Origin of the sequence: Stenotrophomonas sp. HMSC10F06, from assembly GCF_001807865.1 — a bacterium.
GTDB lineage: Bacteria > Pseudomonadota > Gammaproteobacteria > Xanthomonadales > Xanthomonadaceae > Stenotrophomonas > Stenotrophomonas bentonitica_A.
The window spans coordinates 86200-108266 of record NZ_KV791259.1; the positions used below are offsets into that span (position 1 = coordinate 86200).

Consider the following 22067-nt stretch of genomic DNA (forward strand, 5'->3'; position numbering starts at 1 on the left):
GCCATCGGGCGGACGTGGCTCATCCCAGCCGCGCCAGCAGTTCGCGCGCCTCGGCCTGGCTGTGCGGGTCGGCACCGACGGCCACTTCGTGCAGCAGGGTGCGCGCGGTCTCGGCGTCGCCGAGGTCCAGATAGGCAATGGCCAGTTCCAGGCGGTCGCGGCCAGGGCTGCCGACCGGGGCGATGGGGGCCTCGTCGGCCGGCGGAGCAGCGGCGTCGGCATCGGCATCGGCAATGTCATCCGCGCGGGCCGTGTGGTCCGCACTGGCGATGGCCGGCGCAGCGTCGAGACCCTCAGGATGATCGCTCGCCTCTGAACCGTGCGCTTCACCCGCCGCGGATTCGTCCGGGAATTCGAAGACGCCGCGGAACGAGGGGTGCGCTTGGGCTTCCAACGCGTGCGCCGGCGGCTCGATCAGCGGTGCCGGGTCACGGAACAGCGCATCGTCCACGGTCACATGCTGCGCGTCGGCCTCGATGCCGTAGGCGGATGCAGCGGTGGCCTCGACCTCCGGCAACACCGGCGCTTCGTCCGTCGCGGGGGCGCTCCAGCGAGGATCATCGAGAGGAACCTGCGGCTCGGCGTCGTGCATGGAAGGCGTGGGCGAGAAGACCGGCTCACGGCGCAGCCCGGCATAGACGTCGGCGTCGGCAACGGCTTGCTCGTCGGGCAAGCGGTGCGCGTCATCGCGCTGTGCGGCCAGTTCGTCCCCCTGATCGGCCGCCGGCACGGCCGCGGCCAGCGAGGCGCCGTCGAGCCCATCACGCGCCAGTGGCGGCAGCGGCGACGGCTTGCGGCGACGCACCAGCGCCCAGCCCCCGACCACCAGCAGCAGCGCGACCAGGCCCAGCCAGTACCAGCCACCGCCGGCGCTGTCGCGCGTACCGGGCGCCTGCTCCAGACGCTGTTGCGCGGCAGCCAGGTCGGTGTCCCTCATCTCGATCAGCGAGGCCTGCTGCGCCTTGAGCTTTTCCAGCTCGGCCACGCGCTCACGCAGTTCCTGGATCTCGGCATCGCGCGTGGCCACGTCTTCCTTGGCCTGTCGCAGTTGTTCGTTAGCCAGCATGTCGCCCTCGGTGCCGGCAGCGGTGCCGGTGGTTGTGCCTGCGGTGGTGCCTGCGGCGGCAACGGCCGGCGCGATTTCAAGGCGAGCGCCCTGGGTGGCGGCCGGGGCCGCGGTGGCGGGTGCCGGCGCTGCGGCGACGCCACTGTCGGCCGGTTGCGGGATCGCCGCACGCGACTGCCGCCACTGCGCGGTGTGCTCGCGCACGATCGCCGCAGCCTGCTTTGCATCGATCTGCGCCACCCCGTCGGCGCCCGGCGTGCGCAGCACCGCGCCCTGTTTGAGCAGGTTCACGTTGCCACGGATGAAGGCATCGGGATTGGCCCGCAGCAGCGCGATCATCGCCTGGTCGCGGTTGATGCCCTGCTCGCGGGCCAGCGAGCCGGCGATCTGCGAGAGGGTCTGCCCACGCTGCACCGTGACGCTGCCATCAGCGGCGACCGGCGCAGTGGGTGCAGCACGTGGCGCGGCCGGGCGCGGCATGGTGGCCGGTTGCGCACCACGCGACGGCGTGGCGGCAACAGGTGCGGCCTCCGGTGCGGGCTCACGGATGATGGCGTTGGACATCGCGCCGGCAGGGGCGACGATCTCCGGCTCGGCCACGGTGGCGGCGCTGTTGGGCGCGTCCACCAGGGCGGAATACTCACGGACCAGGCGGCCCTGCCCCCAGTCGGCTTCGATCAGGAAATTCAACGAGGGCGTGGCGACCGGTGCCTGGCTGCTCACGCGCACCACGGCGCGGCCCTGCGCATTGCGGGTCAACTCGAACTGCAGCTCGCTGACCAGCCCGGACGGCGGCTCCAGCCCGACTCGGGCAAACGTCGCCGGCGAGGCCAGCGCGACGCGGAGGTTTTCCAGCTCGGACGGATCGGCGGAAATGACGGGGATTTCGGCCAGCAACGGCTGGCCCGGCTTGGACAGCACCCGGATATCGCCCAGGCCGAGGGCCATGGCCGAACTGCTGGCCAGGGCCAGCAGCAGCGTCGATACATACTTGAGCGGACGCACTGCGCCCGGAGCCCGGTTCTTCATGGCGGCCAATATAACGGCTCCCCCCGTGATCGGCGATGTTTCAATGCGGGCTGTCGGCGGCATCCCCATGCCGCCGACAGCCACGCGATCAGCCTTCGGCGGCGACCAGCTCAGCCAGCTGCACGGCATTGAGGGCCGCGCCCTTGCGGATGTTGTCCGAGACGATCCACAGATTCAGGCCACGCGGGTGCGACAGATCCTCGCGGATGCGCCCAACGTAGACGGCATCGGTGCCCGAGGCATGGGTGACCGGGGTCGGATAGCCACCGGCCTCGTGCTTGTCCACCACTTCCACGCCCGGCGAACGCGCCAGCAGTTCGCGCGCGGCATCCGGGGTGACCTTGTCGCGGGTTTCGATGGTGACCGCTTCGGAGTGACCGTAGAACACGGGCACGCGCACGGCGGTCGGGTTCACCAGGATGCTGTCATCGCCGAGGATCTTGCGCGTTTCCCAGACCAGCTTCATCTCTTCCTTGGTGAAACCGTTGTCCTGGAAGTCATCGATATGCGGGATCAGGTTGAACGCGATCTGCACCGGGAAGCGCTGCGGGTCGATGTCCTGGAAGCTGAGCAGCTGGCCGGTCTGCTTGCCGAGCTCTTCCAGCGCCGAGCGACCACCGCCGGAGACGGACTGGTAGGTCGCCACGTTGATGCGCTCGATGCCGTACTGGCGGTGCAGCGGGGCAAGTGCGACCAGCATCTGCATGGTCGAGCAGTTCGGGTTGGCGATGATGCCGCGCGGGCGGTGCTTCAGCGCCTCCGGGTTCACTTCGGAGACGACCAGCGGCACGTCATCGTCGTAACGGAAGGCCGAGGAGTTGTCGATCACCACCGCACCGGCGGCGGCGAACTTCGGGCCAAATTCCTTGGAGACGCTGCCCCCGGCGGAGAACAGCGCGATGTCCACGCCGTTCGGATCGAAGGTGCTCAGGTCCTGGACCTTGATCTTCTCGCCCTGGTACTCGATCTCGCCACCTGCCGAGCGCGAGGACGCGAGCAGGCTCAGCATGGCGATCGGGAAGTTGCGCTCGGCCAGGATGGCCAGCATGGTTTCGCCGACAGCACCGGTGGCACCGACGACGGCGACGTGGAAACGACGATCTGGATTGCTCATGGGGGAACCTCGTGTTGGGTGTACCGACCAACGGTCGGTACCTGCCTTGTTTGGGGGATGTGTACCGACCCACGGTCGGTACCTGCCGGAATGTTGAATGTGCGTGCCGACCAACGATCGGTACCTGCCGTGCCTTGGGGATGTGTACCGACCGACGGTCGGCACCTTCCGGTTCGGGAACCTCGCCTGTTGGCCAGCGCGGTTCCCTATCGTTTTGCGTCGTCGATTTTTTTGCCGCCCACGGTCGCGCCGCCGGTTTTCACGGCAGCGACAGCGTCGGCGTTGATCGCGCTCGGCGGGTGGCCCGCGTTCGGGCCCAGCCCCAGCGCGGCGGTGAGGTTGTCCACGGCCAGCTGCACCATCGCCCGGCGCGTGGCCTGGCTGGCGCTGCCGATATGCGGGGTCAGCACGATGTTGTGCAGGGCCAGCAGTTCCGGGCGCACCGTGGGCTCGCCTTCGAACACGTCCAGGCCGGCCGCGGCGAGGCGGCCGTTGGCCAGTGCGTCGGCCAGTGCCACTTCGTCGACGATGCCGCCACGGGCGATGTTGACCAGGGTGGCGGTCGGCTTCATCTTCGCCAGCGCGGCGGCATCGATGATGTGATGCGAGGAGGCGTTGTACGGCAGCACCAGGACAAGGTGATCCACCTGCGCCAGCAGGGTGTCCAGGTCCACGTACTGCGCACCGACCTCGGCCTCGGTGGCCTCGGGCAGCCGCGAGCGGTTGTGGTACAGCACGCGCATGCCGAAGCCGTGCGCGCCGCGGCGGGCGATGCCCTGGCCGATGCGGCCCATGCCGAGGATGCCCAGCGTGCTGCCGTGGATATCCGCACCGAGCATGGTCTGGAACGACCACTGGCCCCATTGGCCATCGCGTAACCAGCGCTCGGATTCGGTGATCCGGCGCGCGGTGGCCATCAGCAGCGCGAAGCCGAGGTCGGCCGTGGTTTCGGTCAGCACGTCCGGGGTGTTGCTGGCCAGGATGCCGGCGGCGCTGAGCGCGTCGATATCCAGGTTGTTGTAGCCCACACCGACGTTGGCGATCGCGCGCAGCCGCGGCGCGTTGGCGATCTCGGCCGCGCCGATGCGTTCGTTGAGGGTGATCAGCGCGCCATCGACGCCAGCCAACTGCTCGGCCAGCCCCTGCGGCGTATAGCGGGTGACGTCGCCGGTCATGGTCAGGTCGAAATGCTGCCCGAGCTGCTCGACGACATCGTCGAACAGGGGCTGGCTGACCCAGACCTTGGGGCGCGGGTCAGCCATCGATCGTGCCCGGGATGCGCGGGGTGATCTCGCCCACATCGCCGCACTGGGCGCGATGCCGCAGCGCCTGGTCCATCAGCACCAGTGCCATCATCGCCTCGGCGATCGGCGTGGCGCGGATGCCGACGCAGGGGTCGTGGCGACCGGTGGTGATCACCTCGACCGAGGCACCGCTGGCGTCCACCGTGGCACCGGGCAGGCGCAGGCTGGAGGTCGGCTTGAGCACGATCGAGGCGGTGACCTGCTGGCCGGTGGAAATGCCACCGAGGATGCCGCCGGCATGGTTGCTGGCAAAGCCCTGCGGGGTGAGCAGGTCACGGTGCTCGGTGCCCTTCTGCGCGGCGCTGGCAAAGCCGTCGCCGATCTCCACGCCCTTGACCGCGTTGATGCTCATCAGCGCGGCCGCCAGATCGCCATCGAGCTTGCCGTAGATCGGCTCGCCCCAGCCCGGCGGCACGCCGTCAGCCACCACGTTGACGCGCGCGCCGACCGAATCACCGGACTTGCGCAGCGCATCCATGTAGCTTTCCAGCGCCGGCACCTGATCGGCGACCGGCCAGAAGAACGGGTTGTCTTCCACCGCCGACCAGTCGAAGCCGGTCGGGGTGATCTCGCCCAGCTGCGAGAGATAGCCACGCATCGTGACGCCATGGCGCTGCAGCAGCCACTTCTTGGCGATGACGCCGGCAGCGACGCGCATGGTGGTTTCGCGCGCGGACGAACGACCGCCACCGCGCGGATCGCGGATGCCGTACTTCTGCCAGTAGCTGTAGTCGGCATGGCCCGGACGGAACTGCTGGGCGATGTTGGTGTAATCCTTGCTGCGCTGGTCGGTATTGCGGATCAGCAGGCCGATCGGGGTGCCGGTGGTACGGCCTTCGTACACCCCGGACAGGATCTCGATCTCATCGGCTTCGCGCCGCGCGGAGGTGTGCCGGCTCTTGCCGGTGGCCCGCCGCTGCAGGTCGTGGGCGAATTCGTCGGCGCTGATCTCCAGCCCCGGCGGACAGCCGTCCACCACGCAGCCGATCGCCGGACCGTGCGATTCGCCGAAGGTGGTGACGGTCAGCAGTTTGCCGAAGCTGTTGGAACTCACGGCCGCTGCGCTGCCAGTTCGGTGATGCGGGCGCTGTGCGCGATCAGTTCGCGGCACTCCACGGCGAAGATGCCCATCTGGCCGACCTTGAACTCGACCCAGCGAAAATCCACTTCCGGCAGCAGCTTGTACAGGTGCTGCTCGGACTCGCCCACTTCACAGATCAGCAGGCCATCCTCGCTCAGGTGCAGCGGGGCATCGCGCAGGATCTTCAGCACCAGGTCCAGGCCATCGTCACCGGCACGCAGGCCCATTTCCGGCTCGTAGGCGTATTCCTGCGGCAGGGCATCGGTCTCGTCGTTGGTAACGTACGGGGGATTGGTGACGATCAGGTCGTAATGACGGCCGGTCAGGCCGTTGAACAGGTCGGACTTGAGCAGGGTGACGTTCGGCGTCTGCAGCCGTTCCTTGTTCTCTTCGGCCAGCGACAGGGCCTCGTCGCTGAGATCCACACCGTCCACTTCCCAGTTCGGGTAGTAGTGGCCCATGGCGATGGCGATGCAGCCCGAGCCGGTGCACAGGTCGAGGGCGCGATGGACATCGCGGCCGGCCAGCCACGGCTCGAAGCCGCACTCGATCAGTTCGGCGATCGGCGAGCGCGGCACCAGGGCGCGCGCGTCGCTCTTGAAGCTCAGGCCGGCGAACCAGGCCTCACCGGTCAGGTAGGCGGCCGGGATGCGCTCGTCGATACGGCGCTGGAACAGCTCCAGCACGCGGACCTTTTCGTCCTGCAGCAGGCGCGCCTGGCCATAGGCCGGGCCAAGGTCGTGCGGCAGGTGCAGGCTGTGCAGGACCAGCTGGGTGGCTTCGTCCAGGGCGTTGTCGTAGCTGTGCCCGAAGGTCAGCCCGGCGGCGTTGAAACGGCTGGTGCCGTAGCGGATCAGGTCGATGATCGTGTGGAGTTCGGCGGCCGTTTCGGCAGTCATGGCGGGGCAACAGACAAAGTGGCCCTCGATTATAGGCGCTGGGGCGGGCCGGGGCATCCGTTGCAGTCGAAACGGGTGCGGCTGCCGCATGGGACGCCACCGCCCGCATCCCTCTATCATGGTGGCCACTTCCGGGACGGGGCCCTTATGTTCAATCGCAATGTCGGCATCATCCTGCTGATCGCCCTGGCCGCCGGGCTGGGCCTGGTCGTGGCCCAGATGGTCTTCGCGCCCAAGCCGGGCGGTGACCGCCCCGCCACGGAATCGATCACGTTCTACCCGCAGCCGCGCCCGCTGCCCGATTTCAACCTCGGCCAGTCCGACGGCACCCGCCTGATCCCCGGCGAGCTGAAGGGCCATTGGACCCTGGTGTTCCTCGGCTTCACCTTCTGCCCGGACGTCTGCCCGACCACGCTGGCCGATCTGGCCCAGGCCCAGAAGCAGTGGGAAGCCCTGCCTGAAACACTGCGCCCGCGGCTGGTCTTCATTTCGGTCGATCCCGAGCGCGACACCCCGGCGCGGCTGGGCGAGTACGTCCACGCCTTCCACAAGGACACGCTGGCGGCCACGGCGGATGTGCCCTCGCTGGAGCGCTTCGCCACCTCGCTGGGCTTCGTGTTCCAGAAGGTGCCGGGCAAGCATTTCGATGAAAACCCCGAGGACTACACCCTCGAGCACTCGGCCAGCCTGGCCGTGCTGGACCCGGAAGGCCGCCTGGCCGGCCTGATCCGCCCTCCTTTCCAAGCGCAGGCGATCGCCCGCGACCTGCAACTGCTGACCGAGAAATCCGCCCCATGAGTTTGATGACCACGCTGAGCTACGCCCTGCCCCACCGCCTGCTGTCGTCCATGGCGCGCAGACTGGCGTACTCGAGCAACCCGCGGATCTCGCCCTGGCTGATCGATACCGTGACCGCCAAGTTCGGCGTGAACCTGGCCGAAGCCGCCAACCCGGACCCGCGCAGCTACCGCACCTTCAATCAGTTCTTCACCCGTGCGTTGAAGCCGGGCGCGCGCGTGGCCGATGCCGATCCGCGCACGCTGGTCATGCCGGCCGACGGCCGGATCAGCCAGCTGGGCACGATCGAGGACGGGCGCATCTTCCAGGCCAAGGGGCAGTCCTTCACCGCCGCCGAACTGCTGGGCGATGCCAAGGATGCGGAAGTCTTCCACCACGGCCTGTTCGCCACGGTGTATCTCTCGCCGAAGGATTACCACCGCGTGCACATGCCGTGGACCGGCACGCTGCGCGAGACCGTGCACGTGCCGGGGCGGTTGTTCAGCGTCGGCCCGGCCGCGGTGAACAGGGTGCCGGGGTTGTTCGCCCGCAACGAACGCCTGGTCTGTCACTTCGATACGGACTTCGGCCCGATGGTCTCGGTGATGGTCGGCGCGCTGCTGGTCTCCGGCGTGGAGACGGTGTGGGGCGGCGAGGAAATTCCGGCCTACGGCGATACGATCACGCGCAAGGATTACCGCGGCAAGGGCATCACCCTGGAGCGCTTTGCGGAGATGGCGCGCTTCAATTACGGCTCGACCGTGATCGTGCTGCTGCCCCCGGGCGTGGCCGAGTTCGCGCCGCATCTGGACGCCGAGCATGCGGTGCAGTTGGGGCAGGCGCTGGCCACCCTGAAGTGACGGTAGGGCCGGGACATGGCCGGCACTACCCGGGCTCACGCCCATAAAAAACGCCCTGGGAAACCGGGGCGTTTTTTTGTGTGCGATGTTCCGCTCGATCAGACCTCGACCGGGCCGACGTCCATACCGTCGTAGTCTTCCACGCCGTTCGCTTCGGCCAGCGCCTGCAGCTCGTGGTTGCGGGCATCCAGCGAGGCTTCGGTGTGGACCTCGGCGCGCTCCACGTGCAGCACGTGGTACGGGGCCTCGCCCTCTTCCAGGTCCGGCTCGAACACTTCCACCAGGGTGTACCCCATCTCGACCAGCTTCTCGCCCAGGCCGTGCAGTGGCTCCGGGGTGGTGTTGACGAAGAAGTAGCCCCACAGCATCGGGCCGTTGAGGTCCCAATCGGTGTTTTCACGGATGTTGGCGAACATCTCGTTGATCGCGGTGATATCCATCTTGCTGTCCTGTCTGCGTGTTGCGGTGAGCACCGACCCGTGGCCGACGCTGCGATGGATGTGCTGGGCCGGGCGGCCGCAGGCGTGATGCCGGCGAGCCTACCCGGTTATGGCTTACTTGTCGCAGCCCTGCAGCTTGATGCTCTGGCCCTGCTTGAGCGAATAGGCCGGCGCCTTGAGGCCGTTGGCCCGGGCCAGGGTCGGTACGTCGCACTGGAACCTGGCCGCGATCTTGCCAAGGGTCTCGCCTTTGCCGACCTTGTAACTGCGGGCCGGCTTGGCCTTCGGCTTGGCGACCGGCACGGCGACGGGCGCAGCCGGGGTCACCGCCGGCATGGCCTGGGCCTGGGCGACCGGGACCACGCTGCCCACCGCCACGTTGCCGGTGTAGCTGACGGCCGTGGGACGCACGATCGCCGCATTGAGGTCGGCGGTGATCAGGGTGCGGGCCAGATCGGCACGCGGGCCGCTGACACAGAAGCGGTTGTACAGCCCGGCGATGCGGGTGGTCGCGTTGATGATGGTGCCGGCCGGAATCCAGCCGTCGGCCTCATAGCGCGGGTTGAGGTTGCGCAGCGCGCGCATGTAGCCGTCACGGGTACCGGTGCTGCCCAGGCAGATGGTCAGCTCGTAGATCGTGGTCGACTTGGCCAGGCGGATGGTCGCCGGCTGCGCGCTGATCTTCGGGAATTCCACGCCGTACTGCTGCGGGTGCAGATAGATCCACGCCGCGGCGATCACCATCGGCACGTAGTCCTTTGTCTCGCCCGGGAACTGGTTGTAGACGCTGTCGGTCCAGAAGCCCTGCCCCGGGTACTGGCGGAACACGCGGATGGCACGGCCCTCACCGCCGTTGTAACCGGCCAGCGACAGCTCGACACTGTTGTTGAGCTCACGCATACGTTCGTTGAGGTAGGTCGCGCTGGCCTCGGCCGCGCTGCGGGCATCAAAGCGCGTATCAAAGCCGGTGCCGTCCGGGCCGAGACCAAAGCGACGCCCGGTGGCGGGCATGAACTGCATCAGCCCGGCGGCGCCGGCACGCGAAGAGGCGTGCACGCGGCCGTTGGATTCCTTGGCCATGATCCCGAACAGCAGCGCTTCGGGCAGGCCGCGCTTTTCCCACTCCGGCCACATCACCGCACGCAGGTTCTGGTAGTTCTCGTAACTGGTGAGCAGCGCCGGGCGCATGTCGGTCAACCAGCGGCGGATGCCGGCCTGCACGGCCGGGTTGTACTCGACCATGGTGTCGAAGGCGTGCCGCTTGTCGTTGAGCAGCGCTGCAGCGCGGGCGGCTTCCGGCACGTCGGCGGCCAGCGGGCCGACATGGTCCGGGTCGGCCTCCAGCAAGGTGCCGTCGGCGATGGCCGTGCCGTCCTCGCTGTCCTGCTGGCTGTCGGCGTTGCTCTTGAGCAGGCGCTTGTAGGTCGGCAGCAGGTTGCTGACCTGGCAGCCCTTCTGGGCCACACAGGCGCTGATCACATCCTCCATGTCCTCCAGCGCGGCGTCGGCCTCGTTGGTGCCTTTCGGGTCGGCATTGTTCACCAGCACCAGCGCCGCGTTGTAGCGCTTTTCGGCGGCTGTCATGCGCTGGTCGAGCGCCTCCACCTTGGCCTTGTCGCGGGCGGAGACGCGCTGGGCATGGGCCTCGGGGACGATCGACAGCATCGCGGCAACGGCCAACAGCGGCCAACCACGGACAAGCAAGACAGGAACGGGCATTTTTGGCACTGTGTGCGAACGATGGGGCAGAGTAGCCGCGCCGCTTGCATCCGGGCAACCCGTCTGCCGGCCGGCCAACGCCGACGTTTAGAATCCCGCCTATTCACACTGCGAGTTGACCATGGATCCGATTCTGCTCGGCAAAGGCATCACCGACGATATCCCCGTGACCCTGTTGCCGCGGCTGGGCAACCGCCACGGCCTGGTGGCCGGCGCGACCGGCACCGGCAAGACCGTCACCCTGATGACGCTGGCCGAGGGCTTCTCGCGGATCGGCGTACCGGTGTTCCTGGCTGATGTGAAGGGTGACGTGTCGGGCTTGGCCGTGCCCGGTGCCGTGACCGAGGCGCTGCTGCAGCGCGCGACCGATCTCGGCGCGGCCGATTACGCGCCCGCCGCCAGCCCGACCATCTTCTGGGACCTGTACGGCAAGCTCGGCCACCCCGTGCGCACCACAGTGAGCGAGATGGGCCCGACCCTGCTCGCCCGCATCCTGGAGCTCAACGACACCCAGGCCGGCGTGCTGGACATCGTGTTCAAGCTTGCCGACGACCGCGGCCTGCTGCTGCTTGATCTGGATGACCTGCGCGCCCTGCTCGGCCTAGTCGCCGAAGAGCGCAAGGACATCTCCACCGAATACGGGCTGGTCAGCGCGCAGACGGTGGCGGCCATCCAGCGTTCGCTGCTGCGCCTGTCGCAGGACGGCGGCGAGGCCTTCTTCGGCGAGCCTGCGCTGGAGCTGGCCGACATCATGCGCGTCAACCACGACGGCCGCGGCGTGATCGGCATCCTCGCCGCCGACCAGCTGGTACTGAAACCCCGGCTGTACTCGACCTTCCTGCTGTGGCTGCTCTCCGAGCTGTTCGAAACACTGCCGGAAGTGGGCGATCTGGAGAAGCCCAAGCTGGTCTTCATCTTCGATGAAGCGCATCTGCTCTTCGATGACGCACCGCCGGCGTTGGCGCAACGCATCGAACAGGTCGTCCGGCTGATCCGCTCCAAGGGCGTGGGCGTGTATTTCTGCTCGCAGTTCCCCGATGACGTGCCGGCCAACATTCTTGGCCAGCTCGGCAACCGCGTGCAGCACGCGCTGCGTGCGTTCACCCCGCGCGACCAGAAGGCGGTGAAGGTGGCCGCCGAAACCTTCGTGCCCAATCCGAAACTGGATGTGGCTGCCACGCTGGCCAAGCTGGGTACCGGCGAGGCGCTGGTCTCCACCCTGCAGGACAAGGGCATCCCCTCGCCCGTGCAGCAGACCCAGATCGCGCCGCCGCGCTGCCGGATGGGTGCGATCGGCGAGGCCGAACGTGCGCAGGTGCGTGCCGGCAGTCCGGTCGGCACGCGCTATGACACCGCGATCAACCGCGAATCGGCTGCGGAACGGCTGGCGCAGCGCGCGCAGAAGACGGTCGAGCAGTCGGATGCGCCCAAGGCCCGCACCCGTCAGCAGGATGAGGCGCAGGAAGGCGGCTTCGGCCAGAGTATCAAGGATGCGATCTTCGGCACCAAGCGCCGCCAGGGCATGATCGAGACCATGGCCAAGCAGACCACGCGCACCGTCGGCACCAAGCTGGGCAACCAGATCGTGCGCGGCCTGCTGGGCGGTATTTTCGGCGGAAAGCGCTGATACTCCGTGTCGCGCCGCATGGCGCGGCACCTTTTGACGAGCACAAGCAGACCTGATGTCGCGTTGGCGTCCCCCCGCGGAAAAAAGCACGGCCCTGATCACCGCACAGGGCCACCAGCGGCTGAAGACCGAACTGGATGAACTGTGGCGGCACAAGCGCCCGGAGGTAGTGAAGGCCCTGGCCGCAGCCGCCGCGGAAGGCGACCGCTCCGAGAATGCCGAGTACACCTACCGCAAGAAGCAGCTGGGCGAGATCGACCGGCGCGTGCGTTACCTGACCAAGCGACTGGAGGCGCTGCGCATCGTCGATACGGCGCCGACCGATCCGAACGCCGTGTTCTTCGGCGCGACGGTCGAGCTGGAGAACGTCGATTCGGGCGACATCCATGTGTATCGCATCGTCGGCCCGGACGAGACCGACGCCGGTGCCGGCTGGATCAGCATCGATTCGCCCCTGGCCCGCGCATTGCTGAAGAAGCGCGTGGACGATGAGTTCGAAGTGGAACTGCCCAGTGGCCGCCATGGGTTTGCGATCCTGTCGGTGGCGTATCCCGGCTGACGGCAAGTGCATCGACGCGTGGCGTGGATCTACCGGGGATGTTGGAAACCAGCGGCAGTAGCGCCACGCCATGCGCGAATTGCGCACGGCATTGCCACCGGCGTGCTACCAGATGCATGTCATCACTGCAGCCGCCGAATCACCCCAGCGCAGCGGGATACACGCGCCCCGGGCGCAACGGGCGGAAGTAGTCGGCCCGCGCATAGAAGGTCGCCGCCTGCCGCGCGTGCCACCCGGGAATCCCCGCCAACGGCAACGGACGCAGCTCCAACGGATCACCAAGCCGCTCTCCGTCCGCGATGGCCTGCGCCACCGCCGCGACCGCACTGGCATCGTCATCGCCCTGTACCAGCACGCACTTGCCGACCAGCAGGCGGTCCGGCGGCAGGGCCTGCTCCAGCAGCGCATGCCCGATCACCGCCGCGACGGCGATATCACCGTTGCGCCAGTGCCCTGCTCCGTCCACGAACAGCGCCGGCCAGTCGTGCCGGTCCCATGCGCCCAGCAGCGCAGGGTCGCGCACCCGCACGATCACGCCTGTCTCGTCGAACTGGGTCAGTGCCGCCTGCGCACGGTTGCGTTGCCCCGGCGCCATCGCCGCGATGTGCCGGCATTGCTGCTGGTTGAGCGCGCGCTTGATGGCAGGGTAACGCGCCCAGATCAGGGCGTTGAACAAGTCATGCCAGTTGTCCGCACGCGTGGCGATCCGGCCGCGCCCGGCGATGCGCGCTTCATAATGCAGGCCGTCGGCCAGCAACGCCTCGTCCTGCTCGGCCAGATGCTTGTCCGGCAACGCGAGGCGCGCGTCGAGCGCAGCGATGGTGGGCCAGTCGGGCGCGCCCATCAGATCCTGGAAGTCGCGCAGCCCGGCATAGATCGGCTGTGCGAAGCAGGCCGCATCCACCGCGTTGCGCGGTGGTGCGATGAAGCGGCGTCGACCGCCAGTATCGGCAGCCGACGCCGATACGATCACAGCACGTGCAGATCGAACGGCTTGCGCGCTTCGGCGGCGAGGATCGCGTCACCGAACAGATCGTGGTCGTCGCTCTCGGTGATCTCAACATCGACGAACTGACCCACGCGCAGCTTGGCTTCTTCCGCGTTCTGGATATGCACCAGACCGTCGATCTCCGGTGCATCGGCCTTGGAACGGGCCACCGCGATGCCGTCTTCGATGGCATCGACCAGGCACTGCTGCAGGGTGCCGATCTTGGCTTCCAGGCGCGCGGCGGAAATCTCCGCCTGGCGCTCCATGAAGCGGGCCAGGCGCTCCTGCTTCACTTCTTCGGGCACCGCACCGGGCAGATCGTTGGCGGTCGCGCCGGTGACCGGCGAGTAAGCGAACGCACCGACGCGGTCCAGCTGCGCCTCGTCCAGGAAGCTCAGCAGCTCCTCGAACTCGGCATCGGTCTCGCCGGGGAAGCCGACGATGAAGGTCGAGCGCACCGTGATGTCCGGGCACAGCTGGCGCCAGCGCTGCACGCGCTCGAGCGTCTTGTCGACCGCGCCCGGGCGCTTCATCAGCTTGAGGATGCGCGGGCTGGCATGCTGGAACGGGATATCCAGGTACGGCAGGATCCGGTTCTCGGCCATCAGCGGCACGATCTCGTCCACGTGCGGGTACGGGTAGACGTAATGCATGCGGGTCCACGCATCCAGCTCGGAGAGGCCTTCGCACAGCGCCTTCAGGCGGGTCTGGTAGGCCTTGTCGCGCCACATGCGCTCGGCGTACTTCACGTCCACGCCATAGGCCGAGGTGTCCTGGGACACCACCAGCAGTTCCTTGACGCCACCACGCACCAGCCGCTCAGCTTCGCGCAGCACCTCATCCACCGGGCGCGAGACCAGCTTGCCGCGCATCGAGGGGATGATGCAGAAGCTGCACTTGTGGTTGCAGCCTTCGGAAATCTTCAGGTACGCGTAATGGCGCGGGGTCAGCTTGATGCCGTAATCGGGCACCAGATCCACAAAGGGATCGTGCTTGGGCGGCAGCGCGGCGTGCACGGCCTCCATCACGCTCATGTAGTCCTGCGGACCGGACACCGCCAGCACGTTCGGGTAGGCCTCGCGGATCTGCTCCGGGCGTTTGCCCAGGCAACCGGTGACGATCACCTTGCCGTTGGCGTTCATCGCCTCGCCGATCGCATCCAGCGACTCGGTCACGGCCGAATCGATGAAGCCGCAGGTGTTGACCACCACCACGTCGGCCGAGTCATAAGAGGGAACGATGTCGTAGCCCTCGGACCGCAGCTGGGTCAGGATGCGCTCGGAATCGACAAGGGCCTTCGGGCAGCCAAGGCTGACGAAGCCGACTTTGGGGTTCAGCTGGGACATGGATCGCAAGGACTCTGGGGGCCTGGGCCCATGCCGGAATGGCGTGGGGACCTGGGGCCGGAAACGGCGGCAAGTATACCGGCGTTCAGCCCGCGCCCCTGAACCGGATCGGGTCGATCCCGCCAGATACCGCATGCCCGCTGACATCACGCTAACCCGCGCGGGGCCGATAATGAATGCCTGAACCAACGGAGTCTCGCACCATGGGTGAGTGGATCACGCTCGATACGCATTACGGACCGGTCCGCGCCTGGCAGGCAACGCCGGCAGGCAAACCGCGCGGGGGCCTGGTGGTGATCCAGGAGATTTTCGGCGCCAACCCGCACATCCGCGCGATGGCCGACGACTATGCCGCCAAGGGCTATGCGGTGCTGGCCCCCTCGTTCTTCGACCTGGCCGATTCGGCCCCGGACGGGACCGAACCGCCGGAACTGCCTTATGACAGTGAAGGCGTGGCCGCCGGCCTGCAGATGGTGGACGAACTCGGGGTGGAAAAAGCGCTGGAGATCGTCCGGGCCGCCGCGTCGCGGCTGGCACCGGCTGGCAAGGTCGGCACGGTGGGCTACTGCTGGGGCGGCAGCATCGCCCTGCTCTCCGCGCTGCGCCTGGGCCTGCCCTCGGTCAGCTATTACGGCGCCCGCAATGTGAAGTACCTGGACGAAGCGCCCAAGGCGCCGGTCATGTTCCACTTCGGCGCCCAGGACAAGAGCATCCCGCCTGAAGCGATCAAGGCCCACCGCGAGAAGCTGCCGCAGATGGCCACGTTCGTCTACCCGGCCGATCATGCCTTCAACCGCAGCGTCGGACATGCGTATGATCCAGACAGCGCCCACCTGGCGCTGGAACGCACCCTGGACTTCTTTGCGGAGCATCTTGGATGAGCGAGTTCGAACTGGATTCACGCCTGGCCACCGACAGCGTACTGGTAGCAGAAGGGCCGTTATCGCAAGTGCGATTGATGAACGATGAAAGGTATCCCTGGCTGATCCTGGTCCCACGCCTGAGTGGCGTGACCGAATGGATCGACCTGGATGGCGAGCAGCAGGACAAGCTGCGGACCGAGTTGAACCGGGCGTGCAAGGCGCTCAAGGGCACCGATGGGGTCGAGAAGATCAACATCGGCTCGCTGGGCAACATCGTGCGCCAGCTGCATTTCCATGTGATCGGGCGCCATGTCGGCGATCCGGCATGGCCGGGCCCGGTCTGGGGCCAGGGGCAGGCACACCGTTTTGACCCGGAGGTGCTGGCCGAGCGTGTCGCACTCTGGAAGGAACGGCTAGGATATTCGCCCCAGCCCTAGTGGACCCTGCCCCTGATGCGTTCCAACCTTGTCGCCGCCATCGTCCTGATCCTTGTCGGCCTGTTCCTGCTGGCCAGCAATCTGGGCTGGACCAACATGAACATGGGAAAGCTGATCCTCACCTGGTGGCCGGTCGTGCTGGTGGCGGTTGGCATCGGCCTGCTGTTCGGCCGCAAGTAGAGCGGACCGTTGGTCCGCTGCTTTTCGGTCCGCTGCTTTTGGGTCCACTGCTTTGGGTCACCACGCCGCACGTCGGACCAAGCCACAAAAAAAGCGCGGAGTACTCCGCGCTTTTTTTGTGGTCGCCCCTTGATGGGTCACGGTAACCGCAGAAGCAGCCGACCAACGGTCGGCTCTACCAGGCGCGGACGCGGCAGCACGCCCGGGGATCGATCAGGTGCGCCGCGCCACCGGCGTGATCATCAGGTCCGCGGCAGGGTCACGCCGGTCTGGCCTTGGTACTTGCCACCGCGGTCCTTGTAGGACGTCTCGCAGATATCGTCCTTGTCGGCCTGGAAGAACAGCATCTGGGCCACGCCTTCGTTGGCATAGATGCGCGCCGGCAGCGGCGTGGTGTTGCTGAATTCCAGGGTCACATGCCCTTCCCACTCCGGCTCCAGCGGGGTCACGTTGACGATGATGCCGCAGCGCGCGTAGGTGCTTTTGCCCAGGCACACCACGAGCGTATCGCGCGGGATGCGGAAGTACTCCACGGTGCGCGCCAGCGCGAAGCTGTTGGGCGGGATGATGCACTCATCACCCACGATGTCCACGAAGCTGCCCGGATCGAAGTGCTTCGGGTCCACGATGGTGGAGTTGATGTTGGTGAACACCTTGAACTCGCGCGAGCAACGGACGTCGTAGCCGTAGCTGGAGGTGCCGTAGCTGACGATGCGCTGGCCGTTGGCCTGCTTGACCTGGCCAGCTTCGAACGGCTCGATCATGCCGTGCTGCTCGGCCATCTGACGGATCCAGCGGTCACTCTTGATGCTCATGTTCGATCCTGGCTGGGAACAATTGGACAGACGCCCGGGCCAGCGATTCTACAGCGACCTGTGATGCTCGCCTACGCGCTTCAGCGTGACCGGGAAAGGCTCGAATCAGCCTAACCACTCTCACTCTAAAGTGAGACATACAACCTCTAATTATCTCATTTTTACAGAATGGTTGCGCCGCGAAGAACTGTTCATTATGGTTCCATTAAGCCTGAACACTCGATTCAGGTAGGAATATTCAGCCACCGTAAAGCATCACGCAAAGGAATCTGATGAAACACACCATCCATGGACGCAAGTTCGCCCGTACCGCACTCGCCTTGATGTTGAGCGCATGCATCGGCACCTCTTTCGCACAAAGCACCTCCGGCAACATCAACGGCAGCGCTACGGCGGAGAAGGTTCAGGTCAAGAGCCTGGCCTCCGGTGCCACCCGCGAAGTCACCGTCGGAACCGACGGCCGCTTCAGCTTCTCGCAGTTGCCCATCGGCACTTATGAGGTCACCACCTTCAGTGGCGGCAGTGCGGTGAACACCACGCGCGTCAATGTCGTCGCCGGCCAGTCGACCACTGCCAGCTTCGCCTCGGCATCCAGCGGCGCCACCTCCCTCGACACGGTCAATGTGCGCGCGCTCGGCGCGGCCAATTCCATCGATCTCGGCAGCGTGGAATCGCGCACCACCTTTACCGCCGACCAGCTCAATTCCCTCCCCGTGGGACGCGATATCACGAGCGTTTCGCTGCTCACCCCCGGGACCGTTGCATCAAGTGGATATTTCGGCCCGGCATCGTTCGGCGGCGCCTCGGCCGCAGAGAACAGCTACTACGTCAACGGCTTCAACGTCACCAATCTGTACGACAGCCTGTCGTTCTCCGAGATCCCCTACCAGGCCATCGACCAGCTGGACGTGCAGACCGGCGGTTACGGCGCGCAGTACGGCTTCTCCACCGGCGGCGTGACCAGCGTCAACATCAAGCGCGGCACCAACGAATGGAAGGGTGGCTTCAGCTGGACCGGCGCCCCGGATTCGCTTCGCGAGAGCGCGCCCGATACGTACTACGACGATGGCTCGCTCTTCCGTTCCTATGATCGCAACAGCAGCAGCTCCAACGTCTACAGCGTCTGGGCCGGCGGCCCGCTGATCGAAGACAAGCTGTTCGTGTTTGCGATGGGCCAGTTCAGCAACTCCAAGACCGGCAATTACGGCAACCGCGGCTCGCAGTACACCACCAATGGCCGTCCGCCCTCCGCTACCGCATTGTCCACGTCGGCCTACGACTATGAGTCCAAGACCCCGTACTGGCTGTTGAAGCTGGACTGGTACCTCAACGACAGCAACCACCTCGAGTACACCGGTTTCGACAACAGCCGCCGCTACAATTACGACTACTACAACGCTGCCTATGATGATCCCAGCAGCGGTGGCGAACCGGCCAAGACCAGCGCTCTCGGCGCGCTGATCGGCAAGTCCGGCGGCCAGACCGACGTCTTCAAGTGGACCAGCTACCTGACCGACAACCTGACTGCATCGCTGCAGTACGGCCAGATGCGCAACCGCAGCTCGGAGCACACGATCAGCCCCGACGGTGTGATGAGCACCTACGACGGCGACATCAACAGCCCGCAGGGCAGCTGCCCCTACGTTCTGGACTACCGGTCCGAGACTGGCGGAACCGGCCGACAGATCGGCTGCGCCGTGGCCAGCACCGTCGGCATCTTCGGCGGCCGCAACGAGCGCAAAGGCACCCGCCTGGATCTCGACTGGCAGCTGGGCGACCACAAGATCGGCTTCGGCTACAGCGACGAGAAATGGACCTCGGTGCAGGGCACGTCCTACTCCGGCGGGGCCTTGTGGTATCTGGAAGATGACTATGCCGAGCGGGTGAACTTCCGCAACGGCGGTTCCATCGAAATCAAGCAGCAGTCGTGGTACCTGCAGGACAACTGGCAGATCACCCCGAACTTCATGCTGTATGCGGGCATCCGCAACGACTCGTTCGACAACAAGAACTCGGACGGCATCTCCTTCGTCAAGCAGGATGACATCTGGCAGCCGCGTGCAGGCTTCTCCTGGGATATCCTGGGCGACGGTCGCAGCAAGCTGTTCGCCTCGGTTGGCCGGTACTCGCTGCCGATCGCCGCCAACGTCGCGCTGCGCGCAGCCAGTGCCTCGTACTATCTGGACGAGTATTTCACCTACAGCGGCATCAATCCGAACGGCTCGCCGATCGTCACCGGCAGCTTCGAGGACGGTGCGTATGACGCAGTGATCAACGGCGAAAGCGGTGCTACGCCTGATCCGCGCGCGGTCGCGTCGCGGGGCCTGAAGCCGTACACCCAGGACGAAGTCATCCTGGGCTACCAGCAGCAGATCAATTCGTCGGTCGATTTCTTCAACGACTGGACCGTGGGCATCAAGGCCACCTACCGTCGCATCAACAATGCGATCGATGACACCTGCGATTCGCGTTCGCTCTACAACGCAGCGGTTGCCGCCGGCTATGACCTGTCCAACTGGTCCGACCCGTGGACCGTGCCGGAAGGCCTGCCGGGCTGCTGGATCTACAACCCGGGCAGCGACCTGAACGTCACCCTGGATGTCGACGGCGATGGCACGGTGGAAGAGATCAATGTGCCGGGCGATACGCTGGGCCCGAAGGCCAAGCGCACCTACAAGGCCGTCACCCTGAGCGCGGACAAGCAGACCGAGCGCTGGTACGCCAGCCTCTCCTACACCTGGTCCAAGCTGGAGGGCAACTACGAAGGTCTGGTCAAGAGCACCAACGGCCAGGATGACACCGGCACGACCTCGGACTTCGACTTTGCCGAGATCATGTACGGCGCCGACGGCTACCTGTTCAACGACCACCGCCACAGCTTCAAGCTCTTCGGCGGCTTCAAGTTCACCGACGAGTGGTCGGTCGGCGTCAACGTGCTGGCCCAGTCCGGCGCACCGAAAAGCTGCCTCGGTGGCGGCTGGGGCAGCTTCGACACCGAGTACGGTTATACCGGCGTGTTCCACACCTGCGAACAGGGTACCGACGAGATCTCCAAGGTGGGCAGCGCTGGCCGCACGCCGTGGCAGTTCACCGTCAGCCCGAACATCACCTACACGCCCAACTGGCTGGAAGGGCTGAGCATGCAGGTGTCGGTGATCAACGCCTTCAACAACATCAAGCCGGTCCAGGTGTACGAAACCAAGTACGGCCGCCCGAGCTCGGCACCGACCATCCGGACCTACTACAACTACAACACGCCGAAGTACTTCAACGATCCGCGCTATGTCCGGTTCCAGGTGCAGTACGACTGGTAAGTCGAAAACCCGCGTTGCTTTCTCTCTTGACCGCCGGCCTCGTGCCGGCGGTTTTTTCTGCAGGGAACAAAAGCCTTACAGCAACGAGGACAGGATCGGGATGGCTGCCCGCGGCCGCTTGGCCACTTCCTCGATCAACCGCTCGGCCGCGCGCAGGTAGGCCTGGGCCGCAGAAGACGCCGGCGCGGCAGCAGTGATCGGCGTACCGGCATCGCCCTGCTCGCGGATGCCGATCTCCAGCGGCAGCGACCCCAGCAGCGGCACCCCGTACTGGGCGGCCATGCGCTCGCCACCGCCCTCGCCGAACAGGTGCTCGACCTGACCGCAGTTGCTGCAGGTATGCACGGCCATGTTCTCGACGATGCCCAGCACCGGCACCTCCACCTTCTCGAACATCTTCAGCGCCTTTTTCGCGTCCAGCGTGGCGATGTCCTGCGGCGTGGTGACGATCACCGCGCCGGCCAGCGGAATCTTCTGGGTCAGGGTGAGCTGGATGTCGCCGGTGCCCGGCGGCAGATCGATCAGCAGGTAATCCAGGTCGTCCCACAGCGTGTCATTGAAGAACTGCGTCATCGCCGAGGTGGCCATCGGCCCGCGCCAGATCATCGGCGTCTCGTCCTCGATCAGGTAACCGATCGACATGGTCTCCACCCCGAACGCGCGCATCGGCTCGATCGACTTGTTGTCCGGGCTTTCCGGACGGCCACTCAGACCGAGCATGGCGGGCACGCTGGGGCCGTAGATATCGGCATCCAGCAGGCCCACGCGCGCGCCGAGCGCGGCAAGTGCGACAGCCAGGTTGACCGCGGTGGTGGACTTGCCGACCCCGCCCTTGCCCGACCCGACTGCGATCACGTTGCGCACGCGCGGATGCGGCGACAACCCCTTCTGCACTTGGCTGGCGTGGGGACGACGCACTTGGCTGGCACTCACTGCGGGCACTCCGGGAACACAACAATTGGACGCAACACTATACAACCTTGACTGCACCTGACTGAAAATCCCGATTGCTACGAAACCATGCAATTTTCGTTAAGTTCATGTTACGGTCGAAACGCACTACGTTGAGCGTTTTCCGCGCGTTCCGGGAGGGAATCATTGGCGTCAGTGCTTTCTGTTTTGTTCTATGGACTATCAATGAATTACAGCACCACCGCACGTCGCAACACGCTCGCCGCTGCACTGTTCTCCGCCCTGATCGCCACCGCAGCCGCTCCGGCCATGGCACAGGATAAAGCCACGACGCTGGACAAAGTCACCGTCACCGGCTCGCTGATTCCGCAGACCGATATCGAAACCCAGACGCCGGTGATGTCCATCACCGCGCAGGACATCCAGACCCGCGGCTTCACCAGCGTGGCCGAAGTCCTCCAGCAGTCCTCGCTGACCACCGGCGGCCTCCAGGGCGGCCAGACCTCGGCGTCCTTCACCCAGGGCGCGGAAGCCTCGGGCATGTTCGGCCTGAACCCGGGTTACACCAAGTACCTGATCAACGGCCGTCCGATGATGTCGTATCCGGCGCTGTACAACGGCGGCGATACGTTCAACAACATCAGCGGCATTCCGATCGACATCGTCGAGCGCATTGAAGTCCTGCCGGGCGGCCAGTCGTCGCTGTACGGTTCGGACGCCATCGCCGGCGTGGTCAA

The 22067-nt window shown here is 66.1% G+C and carries 19 protein-coding genes and 1 pseudogene; 9 read left to right on the forward strand and 11 right to left on the reverse strand.

Translation table 11 applies throughout. From position 1 onward, the window contains the following. Positions 1-19: 19 nt before the first annotated feature. The 5 genes from HMPREF3113_RS04060 to prmB all read right to left on the reverse strand — a co-directional run bounded on the left by HMPREF3113_RS04060 (position 20) and on the right by prmB (position 6493). Positions 20-2095 (reverse strand): motility hub landmark protein FimV, encoded by a 2076-nt coding sequence (locus HMPREF3113_RS04060; protein ID WP_070471070.1) that lies wholly within the window; start codon positions 2093-2095, stop codon positions 20-22. A gap of 88 nt (positions 2096-2183) precedes the next feature. After that, positions 2184-3209: an aspartate-semialdehyde dehydrogenase gene (locus HMPREF3113_RS04065; RefSeq protein WP_070470933.1), complete on the reverse strand. Its 1026-nt coding sequence runs from the start codon at positions 3207-3209 to the stop codon at positions 2184-2186. 206 nt (positions 3210-3415) lie between these two features. After that, positions 3416-4471 carry a 2-hydroxyacid dehydrogenase gene (locus HMPREF3113_RS04070; protein ID WP_070470935.1) on the reverse strand — a complete coding sequence of 352 codons (1056 nt, stop codon included), beginning with the start codon at positions 4469-4471 and terminating at the stop codon, positions 3416-3418. Then, positions 4464-5567, reverse strand: a complete 1104-nt coding sequence (gene aroC, locus HMPREF3113_RS04075) for a chorismate synthase (protein ID WP_070470937.1) — start codon at positions 5565-5567, stop codon at positions 4464-4466. Before aroC ends, HMPREF3113_RS04070 begins: the two co-directional genes overlap by 8 nt. Continuing rightward, entirely contained in the window at positions 5564-6493 is a 930-nt protein-coding gene (prmB, locus tag HMPREF3113_RS04080) for a 50S ribosomal protein L3 N(5)-glutamine methyltransferase (RefSeq protein WP_070470939.1), read from the reverse strand. Before prmB ends, aroC begins: the two co-directional genes overlap by 4 nt. Before the next feature lie 147 nt (positions 6494-6640). On the opposite strand from prmB, the gene HMPREF3113_RS04085 reads away from it, so the two are divergent. Together HMPREF3113_RS04085 and asd are read left to right on the forward strand one after the other, a co-directional pair. Then, entirely contained in the window at positions 6641-7291 is a 651-nt protein-coding gene (locus tag HMPREF3113_RS04085; protein ID WP_070470941.1) for an SCO family protein, read from the forward strand. Continuing rightward, positions 7288-8130: an archaetidylserine decarboxylase gene (gene asd, locus HMPREF3113_RS04090; RefSeq protein ID WP_070470943.1), complete on the forward strand. Its 843-nt coding sequence runs from the start codon at positions 7288-7290 to the stop codon at positions 8128-8130. The genes HMPREF3113_RS04085 and asd overlap by 4 nt, the downstream gene beginning before the upstream one ends. 98 nt (positions 8131-8228) lie before the next feature. Here asd and HMPREF3113_RS04095 read toward each other — a convergent pair whose 3' ends face one another. Both HMPREF3113_RS04095 and HMPREF3113_RS04100 read right to left on the reverse strand, forming a co-directional pair. Then, positions 8229-8570, reverse strand: coding sequence for a ribonuclease E inhibitor RraB (locus HMPREF3113_RS04095; protein WP_070425601.1), 342 nt, complete (start codon positions 8568-8570; stop codon positions 8229-8231). Positions 8571-8684: 114 nt separating this feature from the next. Then, the gene (locus HMPREF3113_RS04100) at positions 8685-10289 is read right to left on the reverse strand and encodes a transglycosylase SLT domain-containing protein (protein ID WP_070470945.1); all 1605 of its coding nucleotides are present in this window, start codon (positions 10287-10289) and stop codon (positions 8685-8687) included. A gap of 121 nt (positions 10290-10410) precedes the next feature. Here HMPREF3113_RS04100 and HMPREF3113_RS04105 point away from each other — a divergent pair, with 121 nt between their 5' ends. Next, a complete protein-coding gene (locus HMPREF3113_RS04105; RefSeq protein WP_070470947.1) occupies positions 10411-11916 on the forward strand; it encodes a helicase HerA-like domain-containing protein in 1506 nt (501 codons plus the stop codon). Positions 11917-11971: 55 nt separating this feature from the next. Continuing rightward, entirely contained in the window at positions 11972-12475 is a 504-nt protein-coding gene (gene greB / locus HMPREF3113_RS04110; RefSeq protein ID WP_019182651.1) for a transcription elongation factor GreB, read from the forward strand. 139 nt (positions 12476-12614) lie between these two features. On the opposite strand, the gene HMPREF3113_RS04115 is transcribed toward greB, so the two are convergent. Both HMPREF3113_RS04115 and rimO read right to left on the reverse strand, forming a co-directional pair. Next, positions 12615-13445 carry a DUF3025 domain-containing protein gene (locus HMPREF3113_RS04115; protein WP_139146292.1) on the reverse strand — a complete coding sequence of 277 codons (831 nt, stop codon included), beginning with the start codon at positions 13443-13445 and terminating at the stop codon, positions 12615-12617. Then, entirely contained in the window at positions 13445-14809 is a 1365-nt protein-coding gene (gene rimO, locus HMPREF3113_RS04120) for a 30S ribosomal protein S12 methylthiotransferase RimO (protein WP_070470951.1), read from the reverse strand. The genes HMPREF3113_RS04115 and rimO overlap by 1 nt, the downstream gene beginning before the upstream one ends. A 203-nt stretch (positions 14810-15012) precedes the next feature. Between rimO and HMPREF3113_RS04125 the strand changes: the two genes are divergently transcribed. Genes HMPREF3113_RS04125 through HMPREF3113_RS18750 form a run of 3 tightly spaced genes read left to right on the forward strand, consistent with a single transcriptional unit; the run spans position 15013 to position 16289 of the window. Then, on the forward strand, positions 15013-15690 hold the full coding sequence (locus HMPREF3113_RS04125; RefSeq protein WP_070470953.1) for a dienelactone hydrolase family protein: 678 nt from the start codon (positions 15013-15015) through the stop codon (positions 15688-15690). Then, positions 15687-16109 (forward strand): HIT domain-containing protein, encoded by a 423-nt coding sequence (locus HMPREF3113_RS04130; RefSeq protein ID WP_019182648.1) that lies wholly within the window; start codon positions 15687-15689, stop codon positions 16107-16109. Before HMPREF3113_RS04125 ends, HMPREF3113_RS04130 begins: the two co-directional genes overlap by 4 nt. Positions 16110-16124: 15 nt before the next feature. Next, positions 16125-16289, forward strand: coding sequence for a LiaI-LiaF-like domain-containing protein (locus HMPREF3113_RS18750; protein ID WP_167390309.1), 165 nt, complete (start codon positions 16125-16127; stop codon positions 16287-16289). 242 nt (positions 16290-16531) lie between these two features. On the opposite strand, the gene dcd is transcribed toward HMPREF3113_RS18750, so the two are convergent. Continuing rightward, entirely contained in the window at positions 16532-17104 is a 573-nt protein-coding gene (gene dcd, locus HMPREF3113_RS04135; protein ID WP_019182646.1) for a dCTP deaminase, read from the reverse strand. 272 nt (positions 17105-17376) lie between these two features. On the opposite strand from dcd, the gene HMPREF3113_RS04140 reads away from it, so the two are divergent. Continuing rightward, positions 17377-20418 carry a TonB-dependent receptor gene (locus HMPREF3113_RS04140; RefSeq protein WP_070470955.1) on the forward strand — a complete coding sequence of 1014 codons (3042 nt, stop codon included), beginning with the start codon at positions 17377-17379 and terminating at the stop codon, positions 20416-20418. A 75-nt stretch (positions 20419-20493) separates the two neighbouring features. Here HMPREF3113_RS04140 and apbC read toward each other — a convergent pair whose 3' ends face one another. After that, the gene (apbC, locus tag HMPREF3113_RS04145) at positions 20494-21336 is read right to left on the reverse strand and encodes an iron-sulfur cluster carrier protein ApbC (RefSeq protein ID WP_102788256.1); all 843 of its coding nucleotides are present in this window, start codon (positions 21334-21336) and stop codon (positions 20494-20496) included. A 219-nt stretch (positions 21337-21555) separates the two neighbouring features. On the opposite strand from apbC, the pseudogene HMPREF3113_RS18900 reads away from it, so the two are divergent. After that, positions 21556-22067 (forward strand): annotated as a pseudogene (locus HMPREF3113_RS18900) (Plug domain-containing protein); the annotation flags it as partial.

Bases quoted from the DNA above. Each gene is read 5' to 3' on its own strand.
- HMPREF3113_RS04060 (WP_070471070.1), bottom strand. From the start codon at position 2,095: ATGAAGAACCGGGCTCCGGGCGCAGTGCGTCCGCTCAAGTATGTATCG.
- HMPREF3113_RS04065 (WP_070470933.1), bottom strand. From the start codon at position 3,209: ATGAGCAATCCAGATCGTCGTTTCCACGTCGCCGTCGTCGGTGCCACC.
- HMPREF3113_RS04070 (WP_070470935.1), bottom strand. From the start codon at position 4,471: ATGGCTGACCCGCGCCCCAAGGTCTGGGTCAGCCAGCCCCTGTTCGAC.
- prmB (WP_070470939.1), bottom strand. From the start codon at position 6,493: ATGACTGCCGAAACGGCCGCCGAACTCCACACGATCATCGACCTGATC.
- HMPREF3113_RS04085 (WP_070470941.1), top strand. From the start codon at position 6,641: ATGTTCAATCGCAATGTCGGCATCATCCTGCTGATCGCCCTGGCCGCC.
- asd (WP_070470943.1), top strand. From the start codon at position 7,288: ATGAGTTTGATGACCACGCTGAGCTACGCCCTGCCCCACCGCCTGCTG.
- HMPREF3113_RS04095 (WP_070425601.1), bottom strand. From the start codon at position 8,570: ATGGATATCACCGCGATCAACGAGATGTTCGCCAACATCCGTGAAAAC.
- HMPREF3113_RS04100 (WP_070470945.1), bottom strand. From the start codon at position 10,289: ATGCCCGTTCCTGTCTTGCTTGTCCGTGGTTGGCCGCTGTTGGCCGTT.
- HMPREF3113_RS04105 (WP_070470947.1), top strand. From the start codon at position 10,411: ATGGATCCGATTCTGCTCGGCAAAGGCATCACCGACGATATCCCCGTG.
- greB (WP_019182651.1), top strand. From the start codon at position 11,972: ATGTCGCGTTGGCGTCCCCCCGCGGAAAAAAGCACGGCCCTGATCACC.
- rimO (WP_070470951.1), bottom strand. From the start codon at position 14,809: ATGTCCCAGCTGAACCCCAAAGTCGGCTTCGTCAGCCTTGGCTGCCCG.
- HMPREF3113_RS04125 (WP_070470953.1), top strand. From the start codon at position 15,013: ATGGGTGAGTGGATCACGCTCGATACGCATTACGGACCGGTCCGCGCC.
- HMPREF3113_RS04130 (WP_019182648.1), top strand. From the start codon at position 15,687: ATGAGCGAGTTCGAACTGGATTCACGCCTGGCCACCGACAGCGTACTG.
- HMPREF3113_RS18750 (WP_167390309.1), top strand. From the start codon at position 16,125: ATGCGTTCCAACCTTGTCGCCGCCATCGTCCTGATCCTTGTCGGCCTG.
- dcd (WP_019182646.1), bottom strand. From the start codon at position 17,104: ATGAGCATCAAGAGTGACCGCTGGATCCGTCAGATGGCCGAGCAGCAC.
- HMPREF3113_RS04140 (WP_070470955.1), top strand. From the start codon at position 17,377: ATGAAACACACCATCCATGGACGCAAGTTCGCCCGTACCGCACTCGCC.